The sequence below is a fragment of the Buttiauxella sp. BIGb0552 genome (genome assembly GCF_004366275.1).
Taxonomy (GTDB): Bacteria; Pseudomonadota; Gammaproteobacteria; order Enterobacterales; family Enterobacteriaceae; genus Buttiauxella; species Buttiauxella gaviniae.
The window spans coordinates 180,857-197,157 of record NZ_SODY01000001.1; the positions used below are offsets into that span (position 1 = coordinate 180,857).

16 protein-coding genes are annotated in these 16,301 nt (G+C 48.7%); 3 read left to right on the forward strand and 13 right to left on the reverse strand.

Going from position 1 to position 16,301, the window contains the following annotated elements:
- Positions 1–36 precede the first annotated feature (36 nt).
- From EDF88_RS00825 to punC, 5 genes are all read right to left on the reverse strand, one after another.
- Positions 37–960 (reverse strand): LacI family DNA-binding transcriptional regulator, encoded by a 924-nt coding sequence (locus tag EDF88_RS00825; RefSeq protein WP_064511774.1) that lies wholly within the window; start codon positions 958–960, stop codon positions 37–39.
- 56 nt (positions 961–1,016) lie between these two features.
- Positions 1,017–2,408 (reverse strand): glycoside hydrolase family 1 protein, encoded by a 1,392-nt coding sequence (locus tag EDF88_RS00830; protein ID WP_134182271.1) that lies wholly within the window; start codon positions 2,406–2,408, stop codon positions 1,017–1,019.
- 50 nt (positions 2,409–2,458) lie between these two features.
- Entirely contained in the window at positions 2,459–3,778 is a 1,320-nt protein-coding gene (locus tag EDF88_RS00835) for a PTS sugar transporter subunit IIC (protein WP_064511772.1), read from the reverse strand.
- A gap of 207 nt (positions 3,779–3,985) precedes the next feature.
- The gene (gene cfa / locus EDF88_RS00840) at positions 3,986–5,134 is read right to left on the reverse strand and encodes a cyclopropane fatty acyl phospholipid synthase (protein ID WP_134182273.1); all 1,149 of its coding nucleotides are present in this window, start codon (positions 5,132–5,134) and stop codon (positions 3,986–3,988) included.
- Between the two features lie 296 nt (positions 5,135–5,430).
- Positions 5,431–6,624, reverse strand: a complete 1,194-nt coding sequence (gene punC / locus EDF88_RS00845) for a purine nucleoside transporter PunC (protein ID WP_134182275.1) — start codon at positions 6,622–6,624, stop codon at positions 5,431–5,433.
- Between the two features lie 115 nt (positions 6,625–6,739).
- Here punC and punR point away from each other — a divergent pair, with 115 nt between their 5' ends.
- Entirely contained in the window at positions 6,740–7,651 is a 912-nt protein-coding gene (gene punR, locus EDF88_RS00850) for a DNA-binding transcriptional activator PunR (protein ID WP_064511769.1), read from the forward strand.
- Positions 7,652–7,670: 19 nt separating this feature from the next.
- On the opposite strand, the gene purR is transcribed toward punR, so the two are convergent.
- Positions 7,671–8,696 (reverse strand): HTH-type transcriptional repressor PurR, encoded by a 1,026-nt coding sequence (gene purR / locus EDF88_RS00855; RefSeq protein WP_064511768.1) that lies wholly within the window; start codon positions 8,694–8,696, stop codon positions 7,671–7,673.
- Between the two features lie 295 nt (positions 8,697–8,991).
- Here purR and EDF88_RS00860 point away from each other — a divergent pair, with 295 nt between their 5' ends.
- The gene (locus EDF88_RS00860; protein ID WP_034455366.1) at positions 8,992–9,081 is read left to right on the forward strand and encodes a YnhF family membrane protein; all 90 of its coding nucleotides are present in this window, start codon (positions 8,992–8,994) and stop codon (positions 9,079–9,081) included.
- A gap of 52 nt (positions 9,082–9,133) precedes the next feature.
- Here EDF88_RS00860 and sodB read toward each other — a convergent pair whose 3' ends face one another.
- Both sodB and EDF88_RS00870 read right to left on the reverse strand, forming a co-directional pair.
- Positions 9,134–9,715 (reverse strand): superoxide dismutase [Fe], encoded by a 582-nt coding sequence (sodB, locus tag EDF88_RS00865; protein ID WP_064511767.1) that lies wholly within the window; start codon positions 9,713–9,715, stop codon positions 9,134–9,136.
- A 192-nt stretch (positions 9,716–9,907) separates the two neighbouring features.
- Positions 9,908–10,756: a C40 family peptidase gene (locus EDF88_RS00870; RefSeq protein ID WP_064511766.1), complete on the reverse strand. Its 849-nt coding sequence runs from the start codon at positions 10,754–10,756 to the stop codon at positions 9,908–9,910.
- A 362-nt stretch (positions 10,757–11,118) separates the two neighbouring features.
- On the opposite strand from EDF88_RS00870, the gene EDF88_RS00875 reads away from it, so the two are divergent.
- Positions 11,119–11,463: a Grx4 family monothiol glutaredoxin gene (locus tag EDF88_RS00875; protein ID WP_064511765.1), complete on the forward strand. Its 345-nt coding sequence runs from the start codon at positions 11,119–11,121 to the stop codon at positions 11,461–11,463.
- A gap of 59 nt (positions 11,464–11,522) precedes the next feature.
- Here EDF88_RS00875 and rnt read toward each other — a convergent pair whose 3' ends face one another.
- The 5 genes from rnt to eptA form a co-directional block, all read right to left on the reverse strand.
- A complete protein-coding gene (gene rnt, locus EDF88_RS00880) occupies positions 11,523–12,182 on the reverse strand; it encodes a ribonuclease T (protein WP_064511764.1) in 660 nt (219 codons plus the stop codon).
- Positions 12,183–12,275: 93 nt separating this feature from the next.
- The gene (gene gloA, locus EDF88_RS00885) at positions 12,276–12,683 is read right to left on the reverse strand and encodes a lactoylglutathione lyase (protein WP_064511763.1); all 408 of its coding nucleotides are present in this window, start codon (positions 12,681–12,683) and stop codon (positions 12,276–12,278) included.
- Between the two features lie 138 nt (positions 12,684–12,821).
- The gene (locus EDF88_RS00890; protein ID WP_134182277.1) at positions 12,822–13,919 is read right to left on the reverse strand and encodes an alkene reductase; all 1,098 of its coding nucleotides are present in this window, start codon (positions 13,917–13,919) and stop codon (positions 12,822–12,824) included.
- A gap of 72 nt (positions 13,920–13,991) precedes the next feature.
- Complete coding sequence (locus tag EDF88_RS00895) at positions 13,992–14,591, reverse strand: TetR/AcrR family transcriptional regulator (RefSeq protein ID WP_134182279.1); 600 nt, start codon at positions 14,589–14,591, stop codon at positions 13,992–13,994.
- A 71-nt stretch (positions 14,592–14,662) separates the two neighbouring features.
- Entirely contained in the window at positions 14,663–16,291 is a 1,629-nt protein-coding gene (gene eptA / locus EDF88_RS00900; protein WP_134183214.1) for a phosphoethanolamine transferase EptA, read from the reverse strand.
- Between the last annotated feature and the right edge of the window lie 10 nt (positions 16,292–16,301).

Sequence of the window (16,301 nt, forward strand, 5' to 3'; positions counted from 1 at the left end):
GTTAGGTCGGATTAGCGTAAGCGACATCCGACTGTGTTAAGCAATCAACAAACTTCCGCGCACCAAATCACTGGTATGCCGTTCACCAAGCAACAACTCTACCGCCCGACGGGCAATACTCTCCAGCGGATATTTAATTGCGGGAATAGCATTCGAACCAGGCATTCGTGTTGAGCCGTCAAGACTGAACACCATCACCTGCTCAGGTACTTTTAACTGGTATTGATTGAGCATCATCACTGCTTCTTGCGCCTGCGTATCATCGGTGACCAGCAGCGCAGAAAACTTCACTCCACGGTTTATCAAGCGTTGTAGCGCAATGCGCACCGATGATTCATCGTCAATCACCAGTTGGCGGTTGAAGGGCACCACATGGTTGTGAAGCGCCTGATGATAACCTTCAAGTGTGAGCGCTGCCGCTTCACCACTGGCAAAGTTAATCAAAGCGATTTGTCGCCGCTTTTGATTGCATAAATAGTGCACTGCCGTTTCGGCAGCAAAAATATGGTCACACTGGATACTGAGGTTATGTGAACCGCTCAGGCAATCAATCAACATGATTTCGTCATCAAGTTCCGGTAACGGAAAACGAGCGCCCACCACCACTAATGCATCACATAACCCATTTGAAAGCTCCTGAGCTGCCTGGGCCACACTGTCATGGTCATTGGCAAAGCGTAACAACAAATGTTTCTGATGCTGATTAAGCTGTTTCTCAAGTGCCTGCAGATAACCCGTTGACTGCTGAATATGTTCGGTTGCGCAGATAACGCCAATGCAATTGGTTGACTGGGAACTCAAAGATTGAGCGATAGCATTCGGCTTGTAGTTAAGTATTTCTGCCGCGCGTAAAACGGCCTGACGACTCTCTTCTTTCACGCCGCGACTGCCGCTTAAAACACGCGAAACGGTTGCTTTAGAAACCTGCGCCAGGCGTGCTACATCATTAATATTCGACATGGTGTGAGTTTCCCGCTTCTCAGCCAGAAACGGGCCTCGCGGCCCGTATGCGGAGATTACGTACGATCGTTAAAACCATTTTCTGCGGCGGTTGCTTTGTACCATTCGCCACTTTTCTTGATGGTGCGTTGCTGTGTCTCGAGATTTAACGAGACAAAACCGTAACGGTTTTTATAGGCGTTGCACCAGGACCAGTTATCAATAAACGTCCACATGTGATAGCCGAGGCAATGGCTGCCTTCGCTGATGCCTTTATGCAGCCATTTCAGGTGGTCGCGCACGAAATCAATGCGGTAATCATCCTGAATCTGGCCGTTCTCGTCGAAGCGCTGTTCGTTTTCAACGCCCATGCCATTCTCGGAAATATAGCAATTTGGGTTGCCGTAATTTTCACGCAGGTTGGTGAGAATGTCGTAAATCCCTTGCTCGTAGATTTCCCAGCCGCGATACGGGTTCATTTTGCGGCCTGGCATTTCGTAGGCTTCAAAGAACCATTCCGGCATGAACGGGCTGTCAGGGTTTACCAGTGAATCGCGGCATTTGATGCGGCGCGGCTGGTAGTAGTTGATACCGAGTAAATCGACGACACCTGCCGCCAACAACTCTTTGTCACCAGGCTGGCACGCAGGCAACTGGCCATGCTCTTTCAACAAGGCCACCAACTCTTGCGGATATTCACCACGCAAAGCAGGGTCAAGGAAGCTGCGGTTAAACATCAGGTCAGCGATGTTCGCCGCTTTCACATCCGCAGGGTTTTGCGAACGTGGGTAAGAAGGGGTGAGGTTGAGGATAATACCGATTTCGCCGCCGTCATTACGCTCGTGATAAGCCTTTACCGCCAGAGAGTGGGCGATCATGGTGTGGTAGGCAACGGTGGCTGCACGTTTGAAATCCACCACGTTCGGGTAATGGAAGTCGTACAGATAGCCGCCTTCGACGGGTACAACTGGCTCATTGAAAGTAAACCAGTGCTTCACGCGGTCGCCAAACAGCTCAAAGCAAACATTAGCAAATTCCGCATAGGCCGTGACAACGTCACGGCTTTCCCAGCCGCCTTGCTGCTGCATGACCATCGGCAAATCAAAGTGGAACAGGTTGATAAATGGCTTAATTCCCTGAGCCAGCAGTTCGTCGATAACCTGATTATAGAAGGTCACAGCTTCCTGATTTACCGCACCGCGCCCTTCAGGGATCAGGCGTGCCCAGGAAATTGAGGTACGGAAAGTATTGTGATTCAGCTCTTTCAGCAGGGCGATATCTTGCTTCCAGTTCTTATAGAACGTGGAGGTGTCTGCCGGGCCAACGCCGTTATGAAAACGGGTTGGTTGTTCTTTAAACCACTGATCCCAAATGGTGGCAGACTTGCCAAAAGAGAGCGTTTCACCTTCAGTTTGCGGTGCTGAACTGGCGCTGCCCCACCAAAAATTATCAGGAAATACGTATTTCATTTTCGTTCCTCGTTTGACGTGCCTGCCATCCGGGCAGGCAATAAAAAATATCAGTTTGCTGTAATCGGGCTGTCATTCTCCTGCGTATTACGTTCTTCATCCTGTTTCAGCAGGGTGCGTTCGTAAGCCTTCAGGAATGGGTAATACATCACAGCCGACATGACCATACAAATCAGGCACATGATTACGGGACTTACCGCCCAGTTTGCAGCCCATGAAGCGCCAATAGGTGCCGGCGTGGTCCACGGCGTCAGCGAGACAACCTGTGCAACCCAACCTAATTTTGTGGCGATATAAGCAAGCGTTGCGTTAATCATTGGTACCAAAGTAAACGGCAAGAAGAACATCGGGTTCATGATGATTGGTGTGCCGAACAAAATTGGTTCGTTGATGTTAAAGAAGCTTGGCACCACGCCCATTTTGCCGATGGTGCGCAGATGAATCGCACGGCTACGTAACAGCAAGAATGCCAGTGGCAGCGTTGACCCAACACCGCCAATCAGCAAATAGTGGTCCCAGAAACCTTGCAGATAGATATGCGGCAGGACATTGCCCGCAGCCAGAGCGGTCTGGTTAGCGGAAAGGTTAGCCATCCAGAACGGGTTCATGATCCCGGTGACGATAAGCGCACCATGAATACCGGCAAACCACAAAATCTGGCAGATAAAGACGGAAATCAAAATCGCAGGCAGCGAGTCGGATGCGGAAACTAACGGCGCCAGCAGATGCATAATCGCTTCGGGAATAATCATCCCTGTGGTTGACTCAATAAATAAATTCAGCGGGTGCAAGGTGGCAACAATCACCACAACCGGAATCAGAATTTCAAATGAGCGCGCAACGCCTGTCGGCACTTCTTTCGGCAAACGGATGGTGATGTTGTGGCGTTTTAATAACGCGTACATTTCGCTGGCGTAAATCGCCGTGATCAGCGCGGTGAAAATGCCCTGGCCGGAGAAGTACTGCGTTGAAATCTGCCCGTCTTTATACGGTGCGGCGACCAGTAAAAAGGCCATAAACGCCAGTAAGCCGGTCATTATCGGGTCGAGCTTATAGTGCTTCCCGAGGCTTGCGCCAATACCGACAGAAATAAAGAACGTCATCACACCCATGCTGAGGTTAAACGGCAGCATTAACTGTTCACGGTAGGTGAGAGAGAAATTCAGCCATGATCGCGCAAAAGTCCAACTGCTGTCTGGCGAGAATGGCGGGAAGATAAACACTAACAAGAAAGACCCGATGATCATAAACGGAAGGGCGGAGATAAAACCGTCGCGAATGGCGATGACATGGCGCTGAGAGCCCATTGCTCCTGCCATTGGCGTGACTTTTTGCTCAATCACATTGACCATTTTTTGGTACATGCTCATGGCGGTATCCTTGCTATTGTTTTTTGGAAAGTGGACTGATTGTGAAACAACATGGAAACCGGTTTCCAATGAATAAAGAGATAAGTGTTAACGGGATCAAACTCGTGAAGAAAGTAGCGCAGGAAACGTGAAGGGACTCACATTTTGTTAAGAAAATGCAACATGTTTGCAAGGATTGAATTTACCCCGGCGGAGCCGGGGTGGAAATCAGTGCGGAACCCGTAAACCGTTTTCGACGCCACGAGTGAAGACGACTTGCCAGAGCTGGATATCACGTGCACGGAAGGCACCGGCACAAGCATTCAGATAATAACTAAACATGCGTTTGAATCGTTCTGAATAGTTATCTGCAATTTCCGGCCAAAAGTTATTGAAGCGTTCATGCCAGGCCATCAATGTTTTGTCATAGTCGGCGCCAAAATTGTGCCAATCTTCCATCACAAAATGACCTTCGCTGGCATCGGCAATCTGGCGCACTGATGGCAGGCAGCCATTAGGGAAAATGTACTTGTCTATCCATGGGTCAACACCGTTAAAGGTTTTATTCGAGCCAATGGTATGCAGCAGGAAAATACCGTCGGGTTTTAGGTTGCGGTCGGCAACATTAAAATAGGTGGCATAGTTTTTCGGCCCAACATGTTCGAACATGCCGACAGAAACAATGCGGTCGAATTGCATATCCAGTTCGCGATAGTCTTGCAGTGCAATATTAACGTTAAGCCCGCTACAACGCTCTTGCGCCAATTTTTGTTGTTCGGCGGAGATGGTTACACCATGAACGGCTACGCCGTAATTCCGGGCAGCAAATTCTGCCAGACCGCCCCAGCCGCAACCAATATCAAGTAGCGTCATTCCTGGCTCAAGATGCAGCTTATCGCAGATCATTTTAAGCTTGGCGTTTTGTGCATCACTTAGCGTAGTAGCGTCTTTCCAATAACCGCAGGAATATTGCATATGTTCATCAAGCATGCGGCTAAATAAGTCATTGCCCAAATCATAGTGTTCTTTACCGACTATCCACGCGCGTTTTTTGGATTGCAGATTAACTAAGCGCGCGGCGGCTACACGTAGCGTGTCTTTTAAATGGTGGGGGAGTTGCCGCTCAAGTCCGGCGCGAATGGCATTATGGAAAAAAATATCCAGTCGTTCGCAGTCCCACCAGCCGTCCATATAGCTTTCACCAAGACCCAGTGTACCCTCTTGCAGAACACGCTTAAAAAAATCGGGATGCTTAACCTGTATATCGAAGGGGCGTGGGCCATTAATTTCTACCCCTGCCCGCGTGAGCATATCGTTCACAATCCGATACCACGGGTTATTTCTTATTCTGACTTCTTCTATACACGATGAACTCATAGCTTCTCCATCACCAATGTGAGAGGAACCTTAAAACAGCGTAGACGCTATTTTGGGCATGTGAGAAATGTCACGGAAAATTCCGTGTGCCTGATATCCGACGTAGAACAGAGAAAGGGGGCTTGGCGCCCCAAAAAACAGCTGTAAAACAAAAACGGGAGCCAAAAGGCTCCCGTTTTAATGTGATTATTATGGTGTTATTTGTTGAGCCGTTTATGAGTATAGGCTCGCTTAAGCGGTGATTCAATCACATATTCTTAGCAAGCTAACCATGTTGAGGTTGAGCAATTTTAATCTTAATGTGCATCTGATTCAGCCGGTTGCCAGACTTCGGCATTTTTATGACGCTGAAGCAGATAACCCAGCATGGCCAGAACAATTGTTACCAGCATGACACTGGTGGTTGTCAGCAGTGGAGTAGCGACCAACCATGACACCATCAAACTTGCCAGGAAGCACAGGCCCAATTGCAGCGTGTTTTGCAGCGCAGCGGCTTTACCTGTGGCTTGTGGGAAAGGCAACAGTGCAGAAGCAACAACGATTGGGTAAATCGCCCCGTTGGCAATCGCCATGATACAGAATGGGATGAGCAGCATGGTCAGGTTCGCGTGTCCACTTATCGATACCGCCCAGGTGCCGAAAACACTCACCGTATATAACGCAAGCAACCACGGCAGCATTTGCTTGCCTTGCCATTTTTGCAGTGCGCTACGGCAGCCATAACCACCAATCAGGAAGGCGATAGTTTGCGGCACATAGCTCAGGCCAATTGCCGCCGGGCTGTAACCCATATCGTTCAGAATAAACGGAGAACCGGTCAGCCAGGCAAAGAAGCTGGCAGAGCAAGCTGCGTAAATCAACACGTTGCCGCTATATACACGAGAGCGCAGTAACGACATAAAGCTGACTTTATTGTCTTCTGTTTGCGGGTGATGCTGGGTACGTGGTTTCAGACGCAGAGTTGGGATCATCAGCACCAGCGTGATGGCAAACAGTGTGGCGAAAATCGCCTGCCAGTCAAAGTGGGTCAAAATCCAGCTACCCAAAAGTGGAGCCAGTGCAGGAGACAGACCAACCAGCGGCATAATCGTTGCAAAAATACGATTTGCGCGGTTTGCCGGGTAGTAATCGGTCACCAGTGCCTGCCAGCTTACCGCGGCAGAACAAACACCAACGGCCTGAACGAAGCGCAGGACCAGCAGAGCGGTGGCACTTTCTACCCACAACATTCCAATACAACCGACGGCGAACAGACTCAGACCGGCCAGCAAAACTGGTTTACGTCCGAAATGGTCTGACAGCGGCCCCCACATTAACTGGGCAAACGCAAAGCCCGCAAGGAACAGGCTCAGGCTCGCACTAACGGCGGAGGCATCGGTCTGTAAATCTTGCTGAATGGCAGCGAAAGCAGGCAGATACATGTCTGTGGCAAGGAAGCCCAGAACACTTAATCCAGCCAGCCAGATAAGAAATCCTTTTGATGGTTGCATAATTTTCTCTTGTTTTATCTTGCAGGTTGATCGCCGCGAGAGTGTACGGAGTGCAAATAGGCTTGTGAAACGCTAATATTTGTAGGTTGCGTTCAAAAATTTTGTGAGCAGAGAAATGTGGTCAGAATATTCGCTGGAAGTGATAGATGCGGTAGCGCGCAATGGCAGCTTCAGTGGTGCAGCACAAGAGCTGCACCGCGTTCCGTCAGCTATCAGCTATACGGTACGGCAACTTGAAGATTGGTTAGCGGTTCCGTTATTCGAACGTCGCCATCGGGATGTTGAATTAACCCCCGCAGGCGTCTTTTTCCTGAAAGAAGGCCGCTCTGTTATCAAAAAAATGATGACGACACGGCAGCAGTGTCAACAGATCGCAAATGGATGGCGCGGGCACCTGGCTATCGCAGTTGATAACATCGTTAAACCTGAACGAACGCGTCAGTTGGTGTTGGATTTTTATCGTCATTTTCCGGATATCGAACTGCGTATATTCCAGGAAGTGTTTAACGGCGTGTGGGATGCGCTGGCTGATGGGCGAGTTGAAGTCGCGATTGGTGCGACACAAGCTATTCCTGTCGGGGGGCGTTATGCGTTCCGCGATATGGGGACGTTGAGTTGGCGCTGTGTGGTGTCATCAAATCACCCACTGGCACAGCAGGGCGGAACCTTAAGTGATGATGATCTGCGAGCCTGGCCGTCGTTAGTACTGGAAGATACCTCCCGTTCGCTACCGAAGCGTATTACCTGGCTTTTGGATAACCAGCGTCGAGTTGTGGTTCCAGACTGGGAATCTGGCTCTGATTGTCTTAGCGCGGGTTTATGTATTGGTATGGTGCCATTGCATATAGCAAAGCCGTGGTTGGCTTCAGGGCAGTGGAGTGAGCTGACGCTCGATAACCCGTTCCCGGACGCGGCATGTTGCCTGACATGGCGGCAAAATGATGCTTCGCCAGCTCTGGCCTGGCTGCTGGAGTATTTAGGGGATAGTGAGACGATGAATCAGGAGTGGTTGCAGGAGCCTGCTTAGACAGGCTCCATTGACTATTTTAGCGGCGGTAATCGCGGAATGGGCCATCAGCCACAGAACGGCGTTCAATCAGGCGCGGATGTACTTCAATTGATTGCGACTCTTCGCGTTTATTGACGATTCTATCCAGCAGCATATTGAAAGCTGTTTCACCCAGCGAGTCCTTCGGCTGGTGAATGGTGGTCAATGCCGGTGTGAAATAACGAGCGTTACGCACGTTGTCATAACCGATAATGGAAATATCCTGCGGTACGCGTAAACCCATTTCATCAGCAGCACAAATTGCGCCCATCGCCATAATGTCGCCGCCGCAGAATACTGCGGTAGGGCGCTGAGACTGACCGATAATCTGCTGCATGGCGCGGTAGCCTGACTCAGGTTCAAAGTCACCTTGCACAATCCAGTTCTCAGGAATAGCGATCCCAGCTTCTTCCAGCGCCTTCATAAAACCAGCATGGCGGCCGCCACCGGTATTACGCTCCATTTGGCCAGGGATTGCACCAATTTCGCGGTGACCACGTTCAATCAAATAACGTCCAGCCAGATAGCCACCGTGGAAGGCATTATCGACAACGGAGTCGGTGAAATCTGCGCGGGCTTCGCCCCAGTCCATCACAACCATTGGGATGTGACGATACTCTTCAAGCATAGTCAGTAATGATTCCGGATATTCAGAGCACATCACCAGCAGCCCATCGACGCGCTTTTGCGCCATCATGGATAAATAGGCGCGCTGTTTTTCGAAATTATTGTGCGCATTACCCAAAATCAGGGTGTAGCCTTTTTCAAAGCAGCTATTTTCGACAGCTTCGATTATCTCGGCAAAATAGGGTGCTTCGCTAGAAGTGGCTAGCAAACCAATCGTTTTGGTGTGATTAACTTTCAAGCTACGCGCGACGGCGCTCGGCGAATAGTGCAATTGTTTGATTGCCGCCCAGACCGCGTTACGTGTTTCTTCCGCCACAAAACGGGTCTTGTTAATCACATGTGATACGGTTGTGGTGGAAACGTTTGCGAGCTTCGCTACGTCCTTGATTGTCGCCATTAAATTTCACTCCGGGCCATATCGTAAACCCCTGATAACCAATGTGTTAAACGTTTGCGTACGCCAACTCCTGAGGCAACGTTAAGGTTGCAGGTATGCCGGGATTGCGACATAAAACGGGAGGAGGGCGTTGAGTAGATGGTACGCAATAAATTAGCGTGGGATTTTGGCCTATCCAGGAGAAAAGTGAAAGAGGGAAAAGCGATATCAGGTTAAAACCAGGGGGATTTTTATGTCTGATTGTGGGAAAATCAAGCCGACACACCGATTGTAGGGTAATAAAAGGAGTTTGCTAATGAGTACCGATCTGAAATTTTCAATCATGACCACGGTTGTTGTTTTGGCACTGATTGTGTGTGGCGCGTTAACCGCCGTACTGCACTGATACATCGCTCTGATTAAAATGGGCCGCAATCGCGGCCCATATATTTTAGGTTTTATGCTGCCAGATTCTTAGCAACAAACTCCCAGTTCACCAACGCCCAGAAATGCTCAAGATAGCCAGCACGAGCATTGCGGTAGTCGATGTAGTACGCATGTTCCCACACATCCACAGTCAATAACGGTGTTGCCGCTGTTGTTAGTGGGGTACCCGCGTTTGAGGTAGAGACAATCGCCAGAGCGCCATCTTCTTGTTTGACAAGCCAGGTCCAGCCAGCGCCAAAGTTTTTAATAGCTGCATCAGTGAACTGCTGTTTAAACTCAGCAAAGCTACCAAACGACTTATTAATGGCTTCCAGAAGCTCTCCAGTTGGTTCACCGCCAGCATTTGGTGCCAGGCAATTCCAGTAGAAGGTGTGGTTCCAAACCTGTGCTGCGTTGTTAAACACGCCGCCTTCGGAAGTACGAACGATCTCTTCGAGATTTTTACCTTCAAACGCAGTGCCCTTAACCAGATTGTTCAGGTTAGTGACATAGGTTTGATGGTGTTTACCGTAATGGTATTCCAGAGTTTCGGCGGAGATATGCGGTGCTAAAGCATCTTTTGCATATGGTAGTGCAGGTAGTTCGAACGACATTGCTGACTCCTTATTACCCTTCATACTTCGAGCTGCATCTTTGTTGGCTGCGATGCAACTCGAATTATTTTGGGTATCTATTGTTAAACATCACTTTTAGTGCGGGTTTAGGGTAACAAATTGAAAGGATAAGCAAAAGAGGGAACTCACCTGCCCAGGGAAGGGCAGGCGCAGGTTTTCGATAAATAGAGTTTAACGAATTGTTTTAGGGGTCATAACGCGTTTGGCACCGACATAGTGGCGCTGCCAGTAGTCTTCGCTTAGTGAGGTTATCTGGATATCTTGTCCGGTACGCGGTGACTGAATAAATTTACCGTTGCCCACGTACACGCCAACATGGTCAGCGGTGCCCCGACCTTGGGTGCGGAAGAAGACCAAATCACCAGTTTCAAGCTCCCCACGATCTACAGATGAGGCATCACGCAGGTGATACATCTCGTTAGCGGTACGAGGAATACGGAACTTCACTAAATCTTTGTATGCGTAGTAAACCAGACCGCTGCAATCGAAACCGGTAACCGGCGAGGTGCCACCCCAACGATACGGTTTGCCTATCTGGCCCATCAATTTGTTCATTGCCGTTTTTTGTGCTTTTTGCACACGGACTTTATGCGCCGCAGCAATCGTCGTTGGCTGCTCTGATTTAACTTTTACACAATGCGCTTTATGGCCTTTACGCGGCTTGCTGCATTTTTCGGTGAAAGTAACAGGCTGGACTTTTGCGAGCTTAGAGGTTTTATTGCGGGAGTTTTTTGCAAGATTCTTTGTTTTAGCGCTGCTGGCATTTTGGGCGGTTTTACTTTTTGCGGCAGTTGTTTCTTTTTTCTTGCTGGCTGTTTTGACTGAGGTGGTGCTTTTTTTGCTGGTGGTAGTGGTTTTACTCTTACTGCTTTTTTCTGTGCTCTTCGTTGTGCTTTTAACAACGTGCGCTTTTTGCGCAGCCACGGGACGAGCGTGCTCAGACGCATGCGTCAATGGTGTATACGGCAAGGTAAATAGCAGAGCACAGAGCGTGATAGAAATTTTTGTTATCCGCGCCACTCGACAATCCCCTGGTGAAAATGAATGCATGAGAAAAACCATCATGCCCGTGTATGATTTTGCGAAACCCGCCGATTCTAATCTATTAAGCACGATAAAGTTAATAACCTTTTACTATTCGTCTTGCTGTTTCGTTACCGGACGCAAAAAAATTAACCAAACTAATGGTTGCAAGGCTATTTATTGATCAGGCTTAGGGTCATTTGCTGATTTTCAGTGGCGGGAAAAGTGTTATTCTTGATACATGTTGTCCCTCCATCGCGTATGACAGAAAAGCCCTATAAAAAATGGTGTTTTCTGGAGAGGGCGTCAATCGCTACAATGGCAGACTAATGCCAGCACTTGGTTTGAGGAAGCAAGCAATGAGCACTATTGAAAAAATCCAACAACAGATTACTGAGAACCCAATTCTTCTTTATATGAAAGGTTCTCCGAAACTGCCTAGCTGTGGCTTCTCCGCCCAGGCTGTGCAGGCGCTATCCGCTTGTGGTGAGCGTTTCGCGTACGTTGATATTTTACAGAATCCAGACATCCGTGCTGAGCTGCCAAAATACGCTAACTGGCCTACTTTCCCGCAGCTGTGGGTTGATGGTGAATTGGTTGGCGGCTGCGACATCATTATTGAGATGTATCAGCGTGGCGAGTTGCAGGCACTGATTAAAGAATCTGCTGCCAAGCATAAATCTGAAGAGCCAGACGCAGAGTAATTTGCAACTGGAGTCAGACCTGGAGTGAAATAAAAAGCGACCTGTTAAGGTCGCTTTTTTTATGCTTCGGATTCTGGCTCAGCCGGTAAGGGGAGTGGCCAGCCACCGAGTCGTTTCCAACGGTTAACGATTTCGCAAAAAAGCTCGGCGGTTTGCTCAGTATCATATAGAGCCGAGTGCGCCTGGCTGCTGTCAAATGGCATACCAGCGGCAATACACGCTTTAGCGAGTACCGTCTGGCCGAGAGCCAACCCGCTAAGTGCAGCAGTGTCAAAGGTCACAAATGGATGGAACGGGTTACGTTTTAAAGAAGCACGTTCTGCCGCTGCCATCATAAAGCTGTGATCGAATGTCGCATTATGGGCGACCATGATCGCGCGGTTACAACCGCTGTCTTTAATGCCTTTGCGCACCATTTTAAAAATGGCGTGCAGCGCGTCATATTCACTCACTGCACCACGCAACGGGTTATGCGGGTCGATACCATTAAAGGCCAGCGCTTCAGGTTGAAGAATTGCGCCTTCAAAAGGTTCAACATGGAAATGCAGGGTTTCGTCAATCGATAACCAGCCGTCTTGATCCATCTTTAACGTGATGGCTGCGACTTCAAGTAAAGCATCGGTTTTAGCATTAAACCCGGCGGTTTCAACATCAATTACTACCGGATAAAAACCACGAAAACGGTCGCACAGGCTATGCAGTTGCGTGTTGTCAGACATCAGGATCTCTTAATACGGGGAAAAAGCAGCGCGTATTATGGCAAATTTTAACAAGGGAAGCTAACGGGCGCAGAGAGCACCCGTAACAGGATATTAATTACCCAAGCCTTTACCTGCGTCTTTGCTTTCGATCAGCTCAATTTTGTAGCCGTCAGGATCTTCAACAAAAGCGATAACGGTGGAGCCGCCTTTTACCGGGCCAGCTTCACGGGTGACATTGCCGCCGTTTTTACGAATACGTTCACAGGCTTCAGCCGCATCATCAACGCTCAGCGCGATGTGACCATAAGCATTGCCTAAATCGTAGCTATCGGTGCCCCAGTTATAGGTCAGTTCGATAACCGCTTCTTCGGTTTCCGGGCCATAACCAACGAACGCCAGAGAGTATTTGTATTCAGGGTTTTCACTGGTACGCAGCAGAGTCATGCCCAGCACGTTAGTGTAAAATTCGATGGAGCGTTGCAGATCGCCGACACGTAGCATGGTGTGAAGTAAGCGCATAAAATCCTCTTTTCCTCATCATTCTTCAAGTTGTACAACCTACTTACAACCCGAATTATTTGGGTAAAATTAAAGGGTTAATTTCTAAATGTAAGGTAAGTATAGCGGCGAACTAGCGCCGCTATCAATGAGAGGGGTCTATAAAGTCGGGTAATCGGTATAACCTTCTGCGCCACCACCATAGAAGGTTTCAGGGCGCTGGGCGTTGAGTTCTGCATTGTGATGCAGGCGTTCAACCAAATCCGGGTTAGCGATATAGTCACGGCCAAAGGCTACTGCGTCGATTAGGCCTTTCTCGATTAATGTTTCGGCTTTTTCTGGCGTGTAGGCACCGGCACCGATGATCACACCGTTAAAGCGCTCACGTACTTTCTGACGGAATTCTTCGGTATAAGGTTGACCGCCAGCCCAGTCTGGTTCAGACATGTGCAGATAGGCAATGCCACGTTTGTTCAATTCTTCAATCAGATACAGTGCATCGGCTTCTTCATCCGGGCCGTTATCGACATTCTGGAAAGAACCAATTGGCGAGACACGAATACCAATGCGATCGGCACTCCACTCTTTACTTGCAGCATCAACCACTTCTAATACCAGACGTGCGCGGTTTTCGCGGCTGCCACCGTATTCATCAGTACGATGGTTGGATGTTGGTGACAGGAACTGGTGCAGCAGGTAACCGTGTGCAGAGTGTAATTCGACCATATCAAAGCCGGCATCGCGTGCATTACCTACAGCCTGGCGGAAGTCATTCACAATACCAGGGATTTCATTAAGCTCAAGAGCACGTGGCATTGAGGTGTCGACGCGAATGGCATGGCCATTTTCATCACGTAATGAGGTGCGCGTTCCGGCAGAAATTGCAGATGGCGCAACCGGTGCCTGCTGGCCTGGCTGAATACTGGTGTGAGAAATACGGCCGGTATGCCACAGTTGTACCGCTATACGACCGTCCACGGCGTGAACGCCTGCGGTAATTTTCTTCCATGCTGCGATTTGCTCATCGCTATGCAAACCTGGAGCGCCTTCATAACCTTTAGCTTGCGCCGAAATTTGCGTTGCTTCGCTGATAATTAACCCAGAACTTGCACGCTGACGGTAATACTCACCCATCAATGGCGTTGGAATATCGCCAGGTACAATGCTACGCAGGCGGGTTAATGGCGCCATAAAGATACGGTTAGGCGTGGTAATCGCGCCGACTTTCAGTGGAGTGAATAATTTATCTGCTGACATATAAAACACCTCTAATAGACCGGTCGTCTAGTGTTTGATTAAATAAAAAATACTGAATTAAATAAAAGCCTGTCAGGAGACAGGCTCCGCTAATAATTGAGTTACGTGGGCGAGGGCGCATTCTAGCGGTACCGCGCTACGTGAAATCTTCGCCTGAAGACTTGCTCCTAGCCACAGAGCATAAATTACCTGGGCCTGGCTTAACGCTGAGCCGGTTAATTTCAGGCTTGATTCGGCATCACCTTTTTCCAGTGCATCTGCAATCTGGGAGACAATTTTTGCGGCACCTTTGTTCAAAGCCGCTCGCATATCTTCTGAAAGATCACACACTTCAGCCGAAAGCTTTACCGTTAAACAACTGATCAAGCTGCCGTGCTGGCAAAACCATGTCACCGTTTCCTGGTACCAGGCCAGCAACTTTTCTCGATAGTTACCGTTATCGTGGGAAAAGTGCTGCTGTAAACGCAGGTTATAAGCAGTGTAGTAACGCTCAAGCATCGCCACGCCAAACGCTTCTTTTGACCGAAAGTAATGATAAAACGAGCCTTTCGGTACTTCAGCTGTGCTTAACAGCTCGCTCAATCCCATGCCAGTAAACCCGCGTTGCAGACAAAGCTGCTCGCCGGTAGCAAGGAGGTGTTCACGAGTGTCATGTTCAGGATGTCTGTTCATGGGGAATACTGTAATAGACCAGTCGGTCTAAGGCAAGGCTCAGGCGGCAGATTTTCCTGCCGCATGAAGAGTCAAGCTTTACGGCATGTGGCAAGAATATCCATATTAGATTGATATTCTGAGGTTTTAATATCCATCATTCCCAGCAGCGTTGAGAAAATATTATCCTGAGAAACTTGTTCAGCAGCCGCTTTCTTTGCCAGGCAATCAGCATTGACGGCAAAATTTTGTTGGTAATCTTTCGATAGCCAGAATAGGAACGGAATGTGCGTTTGCTGCGAAGGTGCCAGCATATAGGGCGTGCCGTGCAGATAAATACCGTTTTCACCCAGCGATTCACCGTGGTCAGAAAGATAGACCAGTGCGGTATTGAATTTGTCGCCATGTGCGTTCAGTTCATCGATGGTGCGGCTAACAATATCATCGGTGTACAAAATGGTGTTGTCATAGGTATTGATGAGCGACTGGCGATCGCAATCCTGAATCTGGTTACTGTCACACGTTGGTGTGAACTTGCGGAATTTATCCGGATAGCGGCGATAGTAGGCCGGACCATGGCTACCCATCAGATGCAATACAATGACGGAGTCTTGCTGCAAACCATCCAGCACGTTACCGAAGCGATGTAGAATCGCGTCATCCCAACAGGATTTGTCTTTGCACAACGCGTCTAAATTCCACTGTGTCATATCGGTATGCGGGATACGGTCACAAGCTCCTTTACAGCCGCCATCATTATCACGCCATAGCAGATTGATACCTGCATGTGCCATGACATCAAGCAACCCTTCCTGGTGACGAGCCAACGATGCATCGTAATTTTTGCGTGGCATATTAGAGAACATGCATGGAACGGATATAGCCGTTTCAGTACCGCAAGACGATGCGTTAGGGAAATAAATAACGTCGCGTTTTTTCAGTTCAGGATTGGTATCACGGGTGTAACCATTCAGTGAATAGTTTTCAGCGCGCGAGGCTTCTCCAACAACAAAGACAACTACAGTTTTCTTTTTCTGTTGGCTAATCAACGTGCCTTTTTTCGCATCTTCACCAATTTTTACCAGCGTTTGATCGCCGGCAAACCAGCGGGTCAAGCTGTAGCGGCTTATCGCACTAATGTAGTTGGCAGGTGTCACCATTTTTACCACGCCTTTGTTGTTACGGAACAGTGAGGCGTAGTCTTTATAAAATACGGATGCGACAAGAATAATAATCAACAACCCAGCCAAAACGCCTACCAACCGAGTCAGGAGGGTATACCACCAACGTGAAGGTTTGATTTTGATTGATGCCAGGATGAGTGCAGGCACGATGCCCGCAATGCTGAGCCAAATAAGCAACTGCGGAGTAATCAGTGATACGGCTTCCTGGGAGTCGGTTTCAAAAACGTTCGTCATCATGTTTTTGTCGATGACGGCTCCGTAGGTGTACATAAAATAGTTACTGGCAGCACAGCCAATTATCAGTATTACCAGCACAGGTTTACGCAACCACGGCAGGTTTATCATGCTGAAAATAGTTAACCAGGCGCTGAACAGCACCACCGGTACAGAAATTGCGAAGAGCCAGCTATGGAATGAAACTGGAGCAATGATTTCCCAGGTGCGTTTTATGAACAAGAAATTGATTAATGTGAAGAAGAGTGCACAGCAAATATTAAATTTAGAATCGTTACACTGTAACTTTTTCAGGGATTCCATAACAGCCATA

What these genes read in the sequence shown, in the direction of transcription:
- EDF88_RS00825 (WP_064511774.1), bottom strand. Translation starts at nt 960, where the DNA reads ATGTCGAATATTAATGATGTAGCACGCCTGGCGCAGGTTTCTAAAGCA.
- EDF88_RS00830 (WP_134182271.1), bottom strand. Translation starts at nt 2,408, where the DNA reads ATGAAATACGTATTTCCTGATAATTTTTGGTGGGGCAGCGCCAGTTCA.
- EDF88_RS00835 (WP_064511772.1), bottom strand. Translation starts at nt 3,778, where the DNA reads ATGAGCATGTACCAAAAAATGGTCAATGTGATTGAGCAAAAAGTCACG.
- cfa (WP_134182273.1), bottom strand. Translation starts at nt 5,134, where the DNA reads ATGAGTTCATCGTGTATAGAAGAAGTCAGAATAAGAAATAACCCGTGG.
- punC (WP_134182275.1), bottom strand. Translation starts at nt 6,624, where the DNA reads ATGCAACCATCAAAAGGATTTCTTATCTGGCTGGCTGGATTAAGTGTT.
- punR (WP_064511769.1), top strand. Translation starts at nt 6,740, where the DNA reads ATGTGGTCAGAATATTCGCTGGAAGTGATAGATGCGGTAGCGCGCAAT.
- purR (WP_064511768.1), bottom strand. Translation starts at nt 8,696, where the DNA reads ATGGCGACAATCAAGGACGTAGCGAAGCTCGCAAACGTTTCCACCACA.
- EDF88_RS00860 (WP_034455366.1), top strand. Translation starts at nt 8,992, where the DNA reads ATGAGTACCGATCTGAAATTTTCAATCATGACCACGGTTGTTGTTTTG.
- sodB (WP_064511767.1), bottom strand. Translation starts at nt 9,715, where the DNA reads ATGTCGTTCGAACTACCTGCACTACCATATGCAAAAGATGCTTTAGCA.
- EDF88_RS00875 (WP_064511765.1), top strand. Translation starts at nt 11,119, where the DNA reads ATGAGCACTATTGAAAAAATCCAACAACAGATTACTGAGAACCCAATT.
- rnt (WP_064511764.1), bottom strand. Translation starts at nt 12,182, where the DNA reads ATGTCTGACAACACGCAACTGCATAGCCTGTGCGACCGTTTTCGTGGT.
- gloA (WP_064511763.1), bottom strand. Translation starts at nt 12,683, where the DNA reads ATGCGCTTACTTCACACCATGCTACGTGTCGGCGATCTGCAACGCTCC.
- EDF88_RS00890 (WP_134182277.1), bottom strand. Translation starts at nt 13,919, where the DNA reads ATGTCAGCAGATAAATTATTCACTCCACTGAAAGTCGGCGCGATTACC.
- EDF88_RS00895 (WP_134182279.1), bottom strand. Translation starts at nt 14,591, where the DNA reads ATGAACAGACATCCTGAACATGACACTCGTGAACACCTCCTTGCTACC.
- eptA (WP_134183214.1), bottom strand. Translation starts at nt 16,291, where the DNA reads ATGGAATCCCTGAAAAAGTTACAGTGTAACGATTCTAAATTTAATATT.